Raw genomic sequence first — 14,520 nt, forward strand, 5'->3', positions numbered from 1 at the left:
TCAAAACACCCCGAACAGGCGACGGCGGCCGCGTGTCACTGTGACCTCATCCTTTCCGGAACGCAGGACAATCTCGTCGGCCAGACGCTGCAGGACGAGGAAATCTCCGCGGCGGATGAAGTTCGCGACGACACGGTCGCCGTGGTCGAGAATGAACGGAACCGGCCACTCCTGCGCTTTGGCAGGCATGCGCATCCACACCGCATGACCGTCGTCGAAGACGGTCTCCGGCGTGAACTCGGCGCGGCCATCGACGCTGTAGTCCCAGTTCAGCTTGTCCGGCGCAACACCGATGCTTCCTGAATCGCTACCACCGCGCCCGCCAGTCGCCGTCGCGTCATCGCGTGCGCTGACGCGGGCCATTGGCGCACGCGGATATTGGAAGCGCACCGTCTGATAGAACATGCCGCCGGCCGGCGACGCGATCAGCGTGAAGTCGTACTCGCGCAGATTCGTCGTCAGATGCAGCGTGTTGACTAGATCTGCCTTGTGCGGCTTGACGAACACGTGGTTCATCTTGTCGTCGTCGATCTCCCACTGGACGCTGTCGCCCATCGCCGGGTCTGCAATCAGCTTCTCGCCCTTTTCCAGTTCGATCGTCGTCAGCTTGAGCGGTGCGGTCAGCACGCGGTAGATCTGGTCGCGGCTGTACGGGAAGACGCCGATGCGCGCATCGCCCGGCATCGTCAAAGGATCAGCGCCGCCGTTAAATGGATTGATCGGGCTCATCGGGTCGCCTGCGACCATCGCGGCATTAAACGACGAATCGCTGGCGGCTTTTTTCGCCGCAGCCGGTTGAGCAAGGAACGCTGCGCACGCGGCGAGGACGCACATGCCGATGACCGGCCGTTTATGGAGAATGGTTGCGGTCATACTTATGCGGTCCGCTCAAGGCGGAAGAACGGAATGAAGATGCCGAAGGGGTTCGTCGTCAGCGCCTGCTCAGCAGTCGGTGCGACGATCTGATAGCGCAACGTGAGTGCGTATGACTTCACGTCCGGCTTGCCGGTCGCGCCAGCCTGCGAGGTGGTCGTCGTGAATTCGACGAGTACCGTCGAATCTTCGAGCAACGCGATGTTGCGCACGTCGACTTCGCGGATCAGTTTCGGGTTTGCCGTGATTTGCTGGAACGGTGTGTCGGCTTTCAACCAGTCGCGGAACTGACCGGCCGCTGCGCCGATCATTTGCGCCTTGACCGAGTTGATGTTGGCGGTCATGCGCGAAGTCTCGAGACGGTCCGACAGCACCGGCTCGATCGTGAACCAGCGAACGGCCATATCTTTGACGGTCGTGCGCACAGCTTGCGAGTCGGGCTTGTAGGCGACGAGTTCGGTCACGATCGGGTGACCGCCGGTATCGGCTGAGACGCCCACAACGCGCGTAACCGATGGCGGAGGTTGCCGCGTCCATACCGCGCCAACAGCAATCACGGCAAGACCGAACGAGATCAGCATCCACCGGTTAGCTTCGAGCTTTAGCCTCGTGCTTGTCTCGAAGATGACTTGGCTCGGATCTTCCTCCGCGTACATGCCAGGAGCTGTAGACAGCGCGGCCCGACGCTTGTTTTTGAAAAGACGCATGGCAACCCTTTATTAATGGTCACCATTGGAACAGCACGACCGTCCTCTGTTTTTTCGAAAGACGCCCAATTTCGCGCGCCTTTTCCATGGTGTGGCGCACACTCGACCTGAACAAAGCGAGGGGCCAATAGCCAAATAGCCTTTCGACGCGACGTTTCATAATACGAAAAGTCCGCCGACTAAGGGGGATGTGCATATCCGGCTAATTTTGTAACAAGCCTTTTGTTCTCTAGATTCAGAGCGCTAGCCAGATGCCCAGCCGCCGTGGGACGCTATCCGGATAGCGTCTCTAATCGCGCTCGGACCCATTTAAGCCCGTGTCTTAGTGAGCCAAGAACCTCGCGTGCCAAGGCGTGCGTCGAAGGCGGTTGAGTCGAAACACCAGCGCGGAGGCCAACGTCCCTGGCCTCGCCGGGCCTGGAGCTAGGCATCCGTTGTTCCAGTATTGCTGAAACCACCGCACGCACCTGACTAAACGGGCTGGAACTTCTTTGCCCGGCGGCGCCGGTACGTAGCACGCGTGCTCCTCAATCGTCCAGATGTAACCGTTCGGCTCTGCAAAAGGACTGCCCTGCCAAGGCTCGCACCCGTTCCGTTTCATCTTTCTTTTTTGAAGGTCACCCCTCTTCTGGGCCGGCGAAGGCGACATCAATATCTATCTGCGCAGCAAGGCATCGAGCAGTCACTTCCGTGACTGGTTGCTAACTCGCTTTGGAGTTGTTGTTGATCGGGGTGCGTCCGGCGGTTGCGTGCCGGTGAGACCCTCGAGAGTACCCATCGCATGTGGACCCGATCGCGCCGATCAACGCAACTTTGACCCATTGCGGGCGACCAAACCGTAACACTTGCTCAGGGATAAAGGCTCGCGGGGTCCAACGCCGACGCATACATGTCGTCAATCGATGCGGAGATCACAACTACGAACCAACGCCTAGCGTTGCTGAGGACTACACCTATAGGCGTAGTCTTTCACCGACATACGTAGCCCTAAGCCACCACAAAGGTAGTCTTGCGGCTCCCGACAAAAGTAGTCCTGACCCGCAAAGACTACAATTCTCGGGGTTATCCCCACTAAAAATGTAGTCCTATGAGCCTAAATCCGCTTAAGGATCAAGGGGTTAGGTGACGTTAACAGATGAGATTGGATTGATACTTAGAGATCAGATCGACCCGAGAAAGATCGGCACCAGCCCATTGAAGGCACAGGTCGAGGCTTCAAAACCTGCTGGCGCTCAAGCAAACCCACCTGGCCAATGCTTCCAGGACTACATGTCTCGGGGTGCTACCACTGCCTGTCCGCAAAATTCGCCCAAAAAGACTACATTTATCGGGCCTTTCCTCAGGAGACCCCTATAGAAGTAGTCTTGACTCGTGGTTAGCGCCCTTGCGCACGCATACGGGCTGTTCCGCCGAGTTGCAAGCCCCGATTTCGAAAGCGTAGTCACGTAATGCGCCAAATAAACGTAGTCTTCACGGTGGTCCCGATACGGCCTTGAGTGCCAAACAGGACCATGTTCCGTCTTGCTCACAATAAATGTGGGCATCAATGCCTTGCACTGTCAAGGAACCGAGGGTTCCCCCGCTCACTGGCGGTGTTTCTGCCTTGGCCGTCGCGCGTTGTGGTACCGCAACATCCTAAAGACTACTTTTATGGGCGCCTGCCCGGTCGTGGGGACCGTCGACCCCCGCACAACCTCGCCCTCAGGACTACATTTATTGGTGACTGGAGCAACAAGACTACATACCTTTTTTGACATGGGGCTTGTAGCCGGTCATAGTAGCGCCTACATCGTTGGAGGGAGTATGGGCGTCAGGAACAGAAAAATCGAAAACCAACTCTTGCTCCCGGTCGCTGCAGCGACGTTAGCCTCTTCCAGCCTTGCTACACGAGAGGAGTCGACAACGGCGTCAATCGCCGAGCTCGGCAGCGATGCCGTGGAGGTTCTCACTGAAGAAGACGAGGCTGCGCTTCTTGAGAGGCTATCTTCTACGGACATGGCGCGGCTTTATTTGAGCAACGAATCAGAGGGCAAGAGGAACTACCAGCAGAGTCTCGATCTTTTCAGGGAAGGGGTTCCGGTTACCCAAGTAAAAGAAGAACTCCTTCTGAAAAAAGTCAGCCAGCGAGTACGGTTTATAAACCCGCTAAAGCTTCTGCAGAGCAAGTTGCATAACGCTCTCATTTTCGTCGCGCGTCCGACAATGTCGACGCAGCAGGTCTTCTCGGTCTCGCTTGATTACCTATCGTGGTTAGTGGACCACAACGTGAACGACTACGCCTACTTGAAAGCGTCACTGTCAGAGATGCAGCAAGCGCTAATGCAGATTCCGGATGGGAATCGATGGTTCTCAACGCAGATGATTCAGGATGTTCTCATCGAAGGGACGACCCTACACTACAAGATTCCGGCGTTCCTATGCAGGCTCTACGCCGCGCCGGATCGGTACCATCACGTCTCGATGAGGATGAACGCGCGATTCAAAAGCAAATACACCCTGAACCTATATGAGTTGTTGCGAGAAAACCTGTGGCGAGGAGAGACGGGTTACATGACGCTCGACGAATTCAGAGAGCGAATGGGCGTTGGCCCAGAGGAATATACGGAGTTCAAACGTCTGAGTATGAGAGTGATACAACCGGCACTAGTGGAGCTTGAGTCGCTGGGCGACATTTTCGCCTCGGTGCGATATGGGCGGGAGAAGCGATTCGTCACTTCGCTCAACTTCGTGATAGTTCAAAATCCCAACAGCAAACTATTGTCTGAGAGTGCCTACCTTGACCCGGGCCGGTACAAAGAACTTCGGGAAGAATTCGGTCTCAATCAGAAGCAGATCAAAGAGATCGCAGAAGCTTTCCCTATAGAACGAATCGAAGCGATATCTGATGTCTTGTTGTATCGCTACGTTCTAAACAGACAGAAAAACCCCGTTAAAAATTGGTTCTCTTTGTTTAGAAGTGCCCTGCGAGACGAAGAGGACCGTTATCTACTAACGAATTCGGAGAAGGCCGAACTCTCACTGTTCCGAGAAAAGCGGCAGCAGGCGGCGCTGTTAGAAGATAATCAACGCCGTGAGCGGGAGCTGGAGCGGCGTCGGACCGCGGCCCGGAAGGATAAAAGCAATAGGATGGACGAGTATTGGGCCCAACTTCCGGAAGGCAGCCGCCAGGAACTGTGGGACGGCTTCCTGAGCTCTCCGGAAGGAAAGCATTTCCGACAAGCTCGAAAACTGTCGCCCGGAAGCAGGCCTGACGTCACCCACCCGCTTGCAAGGGCGAGCTTTGCCGATTATCTTAATCGGTTAGCGGTAATTTGAACGTTTCTCGCTAATACTATAATTTCTCAGACATTCCAAGCCCGGGATCCGTGTCTGTTTGCTCGGGACAAGCGGAGACGCGTCAAGCTCCGCACAACGTCTCTCTCACGATCACGGCTCCGCCGCTCAGCCAATATTCGTTCGTGACTTTCCCAAAGTTCTCGTGGCCGCACGTGTGTATCGACGAGAGCGGGACCGCTTCATTTCTTCGTCTGGGAGCGCCCTCGCCCCAAACCTCGCGGTAGCAACTTCTGAGATCCCTACAGTCTCGAAGCCTTTGCTGTTCATGGGGCAATGGCGGTGACGTAGCCACCAGCGACTGCGGCGCGAGCAGTCGCCATGGGAGTCTGCGTGCCTACCACGTGGTAGGCACGCGAACCGTCGCCCATGTAGTTCGCGTGGCTACCACGTGGTAGTGCGGCACGAACATCGTCGCCGTGGGCACCGGGTTGCTTACCTCCCGGCAGTGCGAAACCCGAACGCCGCGATTGGGCGACTGCGTGGCTACCACGTGGTAGTGCGGCACGAACATCGTCGCCGTAGGCGCCGGGTTGCTTTCCTTCCGGCAGTGCGAACCCGAACGCCGCGATTGGGCGACTGCGTGGCTACCACGTGGTAGTGCGGGCACGCGAACCGTCGCCCATTTAGTTCGCGTGGCTACCACGTGGTAGTGCGGCACGAGCACCGTCGCCGTGGGCGCCCGGTTGCTTACCTCCCGGCAGTGCGAACCCGAAGCGCCGCAGTTGGGCGACTGCGTGGCTACCACGTGGTAGTGCGGGCACGCGAACCGTCGCCCATTTAGTTCGCGTGGCTACCACGTGGTAGTGCGGCACGAACATCGTCGCCGTGGGCGCCGGGTTGCTTACCTCCCGGCAGTGCGAAACCCGAACGCCGCAGTTGGGCGACTGCGTGGCTAACCACGTGGTAGTGCGCGATGAGCGCTGCAACGCAGTGCGATTCCATATCTCGCACGCGTAGTCGGCGAGGACACCGTGTCGTAAGAATTCATACGATGAATACTGGATCAGTTTTGTGTCGACGGTGACACTGGCGCGCGCCACTTGGCAGACGGTAAGGCGACTAAGTGTCCACCGCCCTTGTCGCCGGCGGCGTAATGGATAGCTATGAACTAGCGATACGGCACCGGCATGTTGCGAATGATTCGGTTTGGTAGAGCTCTACCACGTGGTAGTGCCAATTCCGCACAAACCCACGAGACGGGTCTCGAACCTAAAGTAATTTCTAGATTCTGACCGCGCTTGCTTGTAGAATCGCAAGAAAATTTTCTAAACATATTCCGGAGCCGATGATGGGACTCGTAATCGCAGTCGCGAATCAGAAGGGCGGGGTAGGAAAAACGACAACAACGATGAACCTAGCTGGAGCGTTTTCCGCCTCGGGCTATCGGGTATTCGTTGCCGACGCGGATGGACAGCAGTCGTGCATGAGTTGGGCTGCAACTGCAGATCCTGAAAAGCCGCTCCCTTTCCGCGTGGGGGCGGTCCGCAAACTTGAAAAAAATATCGGCAACGAGATCGGGCGATTGGCGGACGACTACGACGTCGTTCTTGTCGACTGTCCCCCGAACATTGACGACTTAACAACCGGTCGCGTCCTAGCAGTTGCCGATGCAACCATAGTTCCGACCAATGCATCGCCTCTCGACCTTTGGAGCAGTGAAGGGATGATGGCACTGATTGAGCGGACACGGCTCCATAACAAAGCCGGTAAGTTTGCAATTTTGGTGAGTAAAACAAATGCGAAAACTGTTCTACATAAGCAGATGAGCGAGGTGTTACGGGAAAGCAATGTGTTGCTCCTACGAACCGCTGTACGGCAGCGAGAGGTCTATCCGCAGGCAGCGGCACTAGGACGAACGGTTTTTGATGTCCGCGGGATTCGCGGCGTGAAGCCGGCCAAAGAGGAAATCAACGCTCTCTTCGACGAACTGGTTGAGTTGTTGAATAGCGAGGAAGAGGCTGCAGAGGTGTCGCATGGCTAAGTTAAACCTAACTAGCCGGGTCAGAGCCGGCATGGCTTTGGAACGTCAATCTGCAGAGGCGCGCCTGCAGAAGAATGCAGTCGCCGAGACTGCGCTGAGGGAGGCAGCAACGGTTGTCGGTGTGCCGCCGTTTCACGGCGCTGACGTGGCGACAAGAGTCCCGAGGCAAAAAATCAAAATTGCAGATACGGTTTCGAACCCCTACAACCCTCGAACTTTTTATAGCGCCGAGACGATTGATGGCTTGGCTCGCAGCCTAGAAGTAGACGGACAACTTGAGCCCATTAAGGTAACTCGGCTTTCGGAGTATCCCGGAAAATGGGTGATCATCGACGGCGAACGGCGGGTACGCGCAGCAAAATCACGCGGCGCAGAATACATCGACGCGGAGTTGCACGAAGAGCGCCTGGAAAACAAGGCACTTTACCTTCGAGCATACAAGGCAAACAAAGAGCGCGACGCGCAAACGGTTTTCGACGACGCAATTGCGTGGAGCCGCCTTCTCGAACAAGGCATTTACCGAGATTACTCAGAGCTTGCCGCGGCCGTGAATGAAGCGCCGACACACGTGAACAAGGTGATACTTCTTAACAGCCTACCGTCCTCGTTCTTAAGCCGGATGGCTCAATCTTCGGAGACTGTCGGTCTTGCCCATGCGTACAACCTCAAGCTCATTCTCGAGCGAGGAGGGCAGGCCGTAGCCGAACATTGGCTTCAAGAGATTCTGGAAGGCCGAGCGAGCGTGAGACGGCTTGAACAAGCTGCTTCCGCAGAAGCACCGACGCGCCGGGCAGGTTCGAGGCGTGTTCATTACCAATCGCGAGTTCAGTTCAAGCGGCGTGATGGTGGTCCTCTTGGCGAATTGAAGTTGTTCGCCGACGGAAGGACAGAACTTAGTCTCCAAGGCGTCGATGGCGAATCTCAACAGATCCTAGCTGAGCGCATGAAACAGCTTATCGAAAGTTGGACCCGCGAACTTGACGGCGAGGCCTCGGTGTAATGATTTGAGGTGCGCAAAGGCGTGGAAGCCGCCCGACGATGAGGCGTCTTCTCCCTCACCGCCAGCAGAGGTAGACATCCAAACAGTCCGCTCGCCAACTAAACGCGGAGTGCGACGACGGGGGCGGCAGCAAAGCCGACGCGGCCGATGCGTGATTGAAGAAACGCAAGATTCTGGCCGGTAGGACGGACCCCGTTCGGTTTATACATAGGCCGAAAAGAACACCTTATTTGTCGCCTTTCGCCGCTTTGCGCAGCGCTGCTAGATCGGATAATCGCCGCGGGCAAAGGGACAAGGACACAAATGACCGCACTCGCTGGCACACCGATATCTCGCGATCCTCTCGCACTGGCTGAGCTCTACCATTCAGGCCTCGGCACTTCATGGACAACTCAACGGGGAGCGGTCGATGCATTCGCCCGGTTCACTCCTAAGGTGACTTACGACGCACTATGCCGCGCCATTACTGTCTCGAAGCTGCCGCCGGCGGTACTTGCATTGTTTGAAACGGCCGGAATATGGCATGAAACGGCTAGACAACTAACCGACCTGGTCCGAAAGCACGGCCCCGACGTCCTCTGTCAGCGTGCGTCCGAAATTGATCCGCTAGGACGGCACTGGACGGAAATCATCGATCTCCTTGACGGTAGGGATGCGCGGCCGCCGCAACGAATCGTGCGCGCCATCGCGCCGTTGAAATTGGCCGCCGAGTACAAGCGAGGAATCGAGGAGGGTCGGTGGACCTCGACGACCACCGCCGTCGCCGCGTCCCCGTCGTGGAATCGGACGGTTCTGCAAAAAGCGGTAGCGATCTCAGAGCTGCCAGCCGAGGTGTTAGAGCTCTTTGAGCTCAAACAGATCACATATGACCTCGGCGCTAGGCTCGTAAAAATCCGAAACGCTATCGGCGAGAGCGAGATGACTGAGCGTGCGAAAAAGATCTTGAGCGCGCCTCGCCGTAGAACGATTGATGAGATTGTGGCGAGCTTGCTGCAGGTTCGTTCGGAACAGGGAGTGGAACTAGCAGTACGCCGAGAAAAGGCGTCAATCGTCTTTGAGTTTAAAGTCGCGCTAGACGAGTCCGAAGAGTTGATGACCGGTACCAGCGAGATCGCAGCACTGGTCCAGGTGGCGCTGATGAACGTACGGTTCAAGCGCAACGCCGACGCTGATCATAATCGCACCAAGGCACGCTGGGCTGACAGCAAAGACAAGCGCGCAATAGCCAAGCGCATGGTCGCTGCTGGAAGGTCGCTCCGGGAAATCGCCGCTGACTTAGCGGTTTCAAAAACGACGGTTGCTCGTTGGACTTCTGAACAGACGCAATGAAGGTAACGCGGTGCCGCGATAAAAGTCGATATACTGAATTTTAGCAACCGCCTCATAATTGCCTGGCGACGCGTCCGAGAGCATTGAAGCAAGCCGCAAAAAGGCGGTAGAGTACTGTATATATATACAGTATCGCGATCCTCATGCCGCTTCCCAGTTTTTTGCCGGTCAGCTACCACGAACTCAGAGTGCTCTGGTCCAGAGACAGGGCGCGGGATCCCGACGGTATCGTGTCCACTAAAGCGAATAAGCGGACACGTGAACACTATCGAAGAAGAGGCGTTGCCGACCCGTCGCCGTCGTCGGCGCTACACCGAAGACTTTAAGGCACGCGTTGTTGCCGCTTGCCAGGGTACCGGCGTGTCGGTGGCGGCGGTCGCGCTGGAACATCGGCTCAACGCGAACCTACTGCGACGCTGGCTTGATCAGGCAGAAGGCAGACTTCCGAAGCGGTTGTCTGAACGCCCGGTAGAAGCTCAATCGACACCACTACCAGCGTTCGTTCCTGTTGCTATGGGGGCGAAGCAGGTAGCTTCGACGGAGATCAGGGTCGAAGTTCGCCGGGGCAATCAGTCGATAACGGTGAGCTGGCCGGTCTCCGAAGCCGCGCAATGCGCGACATGGCTGCGCGAGTGGCTGCGGTGATTCGTGTCGATGAGATCTGGCTAGCAGTTGATCCGCTGGACATGCGGGCCGGCTTCGACACGGCGTTGGGGCGCGTGGTGAAGGTCTTCGGCGCCGCGCATCCGCACCACGCGTACCTGTTCACCAACCGCCGCGCCAACCGACTCAAGGTCCTGGTCCACGATGGCATCGGTATCTGGTTGGCAGCGCGGCGGCAGAATCAGGGGCAGTTCGTCTGGCCCCACGCTGGCAGCGAACCCAAGCAGCAGGTGCTCACGCACGAACAATTGGCGGGCTTGGTGCTGGGGCTGCCGTGGCAACGCATCGGCCAGGATGGCGTGATCCGCATCATCTGACGCGTCGGCGGTGACGTATACAGTTCTCCTTCTCGCGCGTGCGGGGTTCTGGCAGACTGGTCTGCATGAACCCGCCGGCCGACCTCGACGACCTCAGTCCAGAGCAGTTGCGTGCCCTTGCCACGCAACTGCTCGCTGAGGTCCGCGCGAAGGACCAAGAGGTGACGGAGAAACGCAGAGAAGTCGATGCGTTGGAACGGGAGCTGCATTACCGGCAAACCCGCATCGACCAACTGACTCACGAGATCTCCGTGCTCAGGCGCCAGCAGTTTGGCCGTCGCAGCGAGCAGCTCAACAACGAGCAAATGAGCCTGCTTGACGAGGCGATTGATGGCGACCTGGCCGCCATCGAGATAGAGCTCGAAGAGCTCGAGCCTGCACGCAAGCGCCGACCCGAGCAGCCAAAACGCGCACCCTTGCCGCCGCAGTTGCCGCGTGTCGACGTCCGTCATGAACCGGACAACACGGTGTGCCAATGCGGATGCGAACGTGTTCGTATCGGCGAAGACATTAGCGAGAAGTTGGATTACGCACCGGGCGTGTTTACGGTGGAGCGGCACGTTCGCGGTAAATGGGTATGTCGTAACTGTGAGACGCTGATCCAGGCACCCGTACCCTCGCACGTCATCGATAAGGGCATCCCAACCACCGGACTTCTGGCATCGGTCCTAGTCAACAAATTCGCAGATCACCTGCCCCTATATCGCCAAGAGCAGATCTTTGCGCGTGCGGGCCTGGCGATACCGAGATCTACGCTAGGCGCGTGGGTGGGCACCTGCGGCGCGCAGTTGCAGCCATTGGTCGATGCCCTCCATCGAGAGATCTTGAAGGAAAGCGTGTTGCACGCGGACGAGACCCCGGTGCAAATGCTCAGCCCCGGTAAGGGGAAGACGCATCGGGCTTATCTGTGGGCGTATACGCCTACGCAGTTCAGCAACCTTCGCGCGGTGGTATACGACTTCGCCGGCAGCCGAGCCGGCGAGCATGCCCGCACCTTCTTGACCCGCTGGCACGGCAAGCTGGTATGTGACGACTACGGCGGTTACAAGGCCTCCTTCCTTCAGGGCGTCACCGAGATCGGCTGCGCAGCTCACGCGAGGCGCAAATTCTTCGAGCTGCACGCCAATCACAGCAGCCAGCTCGCTGGGCAAGCGCTACCATTCTTCACTGAGCTCTATGCCATCGAGCGGGATGCCGCGAATCTCGATGCCGATGCCCGCCACCGGCTTCGACAGAGCCGGGCCAAGCCAGTAAGCGACGCGCTTTACGAGTGGTTGGTTACGCAGCGCAAACTCGTTTCCGACGGCTCCGCCATTGCTAAGGCTTTGGATTACAGCCTGAAGCGCTGGCAAGCGCTGACGCGTTATCTCGAAGACGGGCATGTACCAATCGACAACAATTGGGTCGAAAATCAGATACGTCCATGGGCCATCGGCAGGTCCAACTGGTTGTTCGCAGGGTCGCTGCGCGCTGGCCAACGCGCCGCTGCGATCATGAGCCTCATCCGATCGGCGCAACTCAACGGGCACGAACCCCATACATATCTCAAGGACATCCTGACCCGCCTGCCGGCCCACAAAGCAAGCGACATCGCAACATTGCTGCCGCATAACTGGCAGCCTCTCGCGCCCGTCGAGTAATCCATCGTTCGTCAAGACGGGTTCGCTGGCCGCTTACGTTAAGGCGGAACTGGTGCAGCTTGAACGCGCTGGTTACAACCCGAGCATGGATCGCACGACGTATCCGGCGCAGATCCAAGCTGCCGAAGCCAAGGTCGCTGCACAGAACGGCCAGAACAGCTACGGCGGCGTCGCCGACACTGGATCGGCAGCGGGCGGCCCGGCTCACACCGGCAATAGCATCGCTCCGGTCTATTTCGGTCACTAATCGACCGAGCGAGCCGAGGAGCTCGCGCCAGGTACTAGAGAACTGGCCGCTGCCGGGATACCGCAGAGGCCAGTTTCCGTTTTAGCACCTCCGCCACCGGCGTAGCCGATGGCTTGCCCAGCACCAACGGTCCTGGGCTTTTTTGTGCTACGGAAAATAGTCGTGAACGCATGATGATCGTGCGTCGCTGGAAAACGCTCGCTTGAAAACGACAGTTCGCGCAGACGGACGAATGACGTCCCAACGTCTTAACAAGTTGGCCTGTCCCGTACGCCTTCAATGCGCACGATTGACTCACTGATCCGGCGGCTGTACACTTTGAAGGTGTACAGATACTTAAGGAGTCTGCCATGCCGCGCGCTGCGGTTGAAGATAATCAGCGAATGAATCTGCGGGTGCCTCCCGAGGTGAAGTCGCGCCTCGCACGAGCGGCGAGCCTTAATCATCTCGACCTGACGAGCTTCGTGACCCAAGCCGCGCTGCGCGAGGCGGATGCGGTGATCGCGGCGGCGGAAAAGATCAAGCTCTCCGAGGACAGCTATCTACGGGTCCTGTCTCTCTTGGAAAATCCGCCCGAACCAAATGAGAAGCTGCTTGCCGCTGCGAAGGCGATGCCGAAATCGGTATGACTTTTCAGACGTGGCATGAGGAAGCGATAGGGAAGCAACACGATCGTGGCGCTTTCGACTGCGCCGAAGAAGAGCTTAATGGCTACCTGAAAAAATACGCGCGACAGAACCATGAGAACGGCGGCGCAAAGACGTTTCTCGCCGTTGAGGACTCAACGGGCCGCATCCTTGGCTATTACACCCTGGCACCCTGTTCGGCACTGTACGAGGAAACTCCGGAATCGGCTCGAAAGGGCTTGCCTCGCCATCCAGTGCCTGGCTTCCGCTTGGCGCGTCTCGCCGTTGATAAAAGCGCTGGCGGGCGGGGCCTCGGTACGCAGTTGATACTAGCGGCCGGGCGTCGCTGCATCAGGGTCGCCGGCGAAGTCGGCGGTGTCGCACTGTTTATCGACGCAAAGAGCGAAAGTGTGGCCGAGTGGTACGCGGCCAGGGGCGCAATGCGTCTAGTGGGCGTACCGGACGGCCTACCGATACCGATGGTGATCTCGCTCAAGACAATCGCGGCCGCTTTGAGAGTTGCGGATCAGCTTTGATGGCTGAACGCATGGAATCTATCAGTCCATCAAGTCGCCGAAGCGGGCGGCAATAAGGGCGTGGATCTTCGCGCGCTCAGCTTCCGCAGCGATCCGATCGTCGTGATCGTCGCCAGTCAGCGCGTCGATCTCAGCAAGCCGCTGAGAGAGCACTCGAATGTCTTCACGAGCTACCTCCGGGTCCCAATGGGCCGCCAATCCGTTCTCGACGTGCTCTCCCTCGAGGAACGACCGCACGTTCGGAAGCTTCTCGAACTCGGCTTCCGCTTCGAGGATCTTTCGCAGCTTTTCGTTTGCTCTTGTTGGGATCACCGTTTCTCCTTGCGTGCTTGCCGCCGGCACGTCATTCATAAGTTTCCACCGAGCGGCAGACTTGATCGCCATTTTTATCCTTGTGGCACTTGGTCGTGATGACGCGCTGCTTCGGGCAGGCGAAGTGCGGAACAAGCGGATCGTTCGGTCGGTCCTTGTTGGGATCACACCAATGTTCGTCCGCTGACGCGTATGCGGTTGCGCTTATTGCCAGCGCGGCTAGAACGAAAATGCGCCTCGAGAATTCCTCTATGTGCGAAGACGTCGTTATGCGAAAAGGCGTTGCTTAAGCAGGCTGCTGCATCGATTGCCGATCGCTTTGAAAAACCACCATTGAGTAAGAACTGCCAGTAGAACAACGGTGCAACCAACGCCCTGAAATCCCCACTGCGAAAGAGGCGTGGTGCGCGCGATCTCCCAATACGACGGGCCGCATTCTTCAATGACCCAGCCGTAGAAGACCGCCTCGAGGTACGACGAGGCACCGAGCACGGCTATCGCCAGGTGCTAAGTTCTTCGAGCGTCTTCCTTGGTCTTGACGCGAACCACTTCCGAAAGCGTCGCATTCTTTCTCCAATATTTGATACGAATCTACAGAGGATTCACGTCCCCGGCAAGTACATGGGGTTTTGACAACGAATGCCGGCTGTCTTCCGACTTTTCCCACCGCGCTAACCCGTCCCTGGGGGCCAGTTTTCTGTGGCACGCCGCATTGCCAGAGTGCAATCTCATTACGAAGTGAACCAGCGAAATTGACCGCCGATTCGGAACGAATGACGCCTTTCGCGTCATTCTGTTGGGCTGTCCGGACGAGGACGCCGATAGAAAGAAGCGGCCTCTCGAAGCATCCGCTGTTTCTCGGCTTGAACATAGATCGACGTCGTCTGCAGCGACGCATGGCCGAGGATCTTCTGCACGCCATCGAGCGGCCTCTCCTCGGCTGCGGCGTGCGT

General features: G+C 57.7%; 13 protein-coding genes and 1 pseudogene. 10 read left to right on the plus strand and 4 right to left on the minus strand.

Annotation, left to right across the window (positions count from 1 at the left end; all coding sequences use genetic code 11):
- On the minus strand, window positions 1–873 hold the full coding sequence (locus AWB70_RS20600) for a TrbG/VirB9 family P-type conjugative transfer protein (protein WP_060854166.1): 873 nt from the start codon (window positions 871–873) through the stop codon (window positions 1–3).
- Between the two features lie 2 nt (window positions 874–875).
- Window positions 876–1,580 (minus strand): VirB8 family type IV secretion system protein, encoded by a 705-nt coding sequence (locus tag AWB70_RS20605; RefSeq protein WP_053572402.1) that lies wholly within the window; start codon window positions 1,578–1,580, stop codon window positions 876–878.
- 1,803 nt (window positions 1,581–3,383) lie between these two features.
- Between AWB70_RS20605 and AWB70_RS20610 the strand changes: the two genes are divergently transcribed.
- The 10 genes from AWB70_RS20610 (at window position 3,384) to AWB70_RS20655 (ending at window position 13,255) form a co-directional block, all read left to right on the plus strand.
- Window positions 3,384–4,895 (plus strand): replication initiation protein, encoded by a 1,512-nt coding sequence (locus AWB70_RS20610; protein ID WP_053572403.1) that lies wholly within the window; start codon window positions 3,384–3,386, stop codon window positions 4,893–4,895.
- 1,309 nt (window positions 4,896–6,204) lie between these two features.
- On the plus strand, window positions 6,205–6,897 hold the full coding sequence (gene parA, locus AWB70_RS20615) for a ParA family partition ATPase (RefSeq protein ID WP_053572597.1): 693 nt from the start codon (window positions 6,205–6,207) through the stop codon (window positions 6,895–6,897).
- Window positions 6,890–7,897, plus strand: a complete 1,008-nt coding sequence (locus tag AWB70_RS20620) for a ParB/RepB/Spo0J family partition protein (protein WP_053572404.1) — start codon at window positions 6,890–6,892, stop codon at window positions 7,895–7,897. The genes parA and AWB70_RS20620 overlap by 8 nt, the downstream gene beginning before the upstream one ends.
- A gap of 303 nt (window positions 7,898–8,200) precedes the next feature.
- On the plus strand, window positions 8,201–9,226 hold the full coding sequence (locus AWB70_RS20625) for a helix-turn-helix domain-containing protein (RefSeq protein ID WP_053572405.1): 1,026 nt from the start codon (window positions 8,201–8,203) through the stop codon (window positions 9,224–9,226).
- A gap of 258 nt (window positions 9,227–9,484) precedes the next feature.
- The gene (gene tnpA, locus AWB70_RS20630; protein ID WP_060854169.1) at window positions 9,485–9,871 is read left to right on the plus strand and encodes an IS66-like element accessory protein TnpA; all 387 of its coding nucleotides are present in this window, start codon (window positions 9,485–9,487) and stop codon (window positions 9,869–9,871) included.
- Entirely contained in the window at window positions 9,838–10,206 is a 369-nt protein-coding gene (gene tnpB, locus AWB70_RS20635) for an IS66 family insertion sequence element accessory protein TnpB (RefSeq protein WP_082378248.1), read from the plus strand. Before tnpA ends, tnpB begins: the two co-directional genes overlap by 34 nt.
- Window positions 10,207–10,271: 65 nt before the next feature.
- Window positions 10,272–11,846, plus strand: coding sequence for an IS66 family transposase (gene tnpC / locus AWB70_RS20640; protein ID WP_053572406.1), 1,575 nt, complete (start codon window positions 10,272–10,274; stop codon window positions 11,844–11,846).
- Between the two features lie 52 nt (window positions 11,847–11,898).
- Window positions 11,899–12,093, plus strand: coding sequence for a hypothetical protein (locus AWB70_RS20645; protein ID WP_374730247.1), 195 nt, complete (start codon window positions 11,899–11,901; stop codon window positions 12,091–12,093).
- A 350-nt stretch (window positions 12,094–12,443) separates the two neighbouring features.
- A complete protein-coding gene (locus AWB70_RS20650; RefSeq protein WP_053572407.1) occupies window positions 12,444–12,722 on the plus strand; it encodes a type II toxin-antitoxin system TacA family antitoxin in 279 nt (92 codons plus the stop codon).
- Entirely contained in the window at window positions 12,719–13,255 is a 537-nt protein-coding gene (locus tag AWB70_RS20655; protein WP_053572408.1) for a GNAT family N-acetyltransferase, read from the plus strand. Before AWB70_RS20650 ends, AWB70_RS20655 begins: the two co-directional genes overlap by 4 nt.
- A gap of 21 nt (window positions 13,256–13,276) precedes the next feature.
- Here AWB70_RS20655 and AWB70_RS20660 read toward each other — a convergent pair whose 3' ends face one another.
- Window positions 13,277–13,606, minus strand: coding sequence for a hypothetical protein (locus AWB70_RS20660; RefSeq protein ID WP_235024304.1), 330 nt, complete (start codon window positions 13,604–13,606; stop codon window positions 13,277–13,279).
- A gap of 749 nt (window positions 13,607–14,355) precedes the next feature.
- Window positions 14,356–14,517, minus strand: a pseudogene (locus AWB70_RS39630) (hypothetical protein); the annotation flags it as partial.
- Window positions 14,518–14,520 lie beyond the last annotated feature (3 nt).

Source organism: Caballeronia cordobensis, assembly GCF_001544575.2.
GTDB lineage: Bacteria > Pseudomonadota > Gammaproteobacteria > Burkholderiales > Burkholderiaceae > Caballeronia > Caballeronia cordobensis.

Bases quoted from the DNA above. Each gene is read 5' to 3' on its own strand.
- AWB70_RS20655 (WP_053572408.1), top strand. From the start codon at position 12,719: ATGACTTTTCAGACGTGGCATGAGGAAGCGATAGGGAAGCAACACGAT.
- AWB70_RS20650 (WP_053572407.1), top strand. From the start codon at position 12,444: ATGCCGCGCGCTGCGGTTGAAGATAATCAGCGAATGAATCTGCGGGTG.
- AWB70_RS20605 (WP_053572402.1), bottom strand. From the start codon at position 1,580: ATGCGTCTTTTCAAAAACAAGCGTCGGGCCGCGCTGTCTACAGCTCCT.
- AWB70_RS20620 (WP_053572404.1), top strand. From the start codon at position 6,890: ATGGCTAAGTTAAACCTAACTAGCCGGGTCAGAGCCGGCATGGCTTTG.
- AWB70_RS20660 (WP_235024304.1), bottom strand. From the start codon at position 13,606: ATGAATGACGTGCCGGCGGCAAGCACGCAAGGAGAAACGGTGATCCCA.
- AWB70_RS20610 (WP_053572403.1), top strand. From the start codon at position 3,384: ATGGGCGTCAGGAACAGAAAAATCGAAAACCAACTCTTGCTCCCGGTC.
- AWB70_RS20625 (WP_053572405.1), top strand. From the start codon at position 8,201: ATGACCGCACTCGCTGGCACACCGATATCTCGCGATCCTCTCGCACTG.
- parA (WP_053572597.1), top strand. From the start codon at position 6,205: ATGGGACTCGTAATCGCAGTCGCGAATCAGAAGGGCGGGGTAGGAAAA.
- AWB70_RS20600 (WP_060854166.1), bottom strand. From the start codon at position 873: ATGACCGCAACCATTCTCCATAAACGGCCGGTCATCGGCATGTGCGTC.
- tnpB (WP_082378248.1), top strand. From the start codon at position 9,838: ATGCGCGACATGGCTGCGCGAGTGGCTGCGGTGATTCGTGTCGATGAG.
- tnpC (WP_053572406.1), top strand. From the start codon at position 10,272: ATGAACCCGCCGGCCGACCTCGACGACCTCAGTCCAGAGCAGTTGCGT.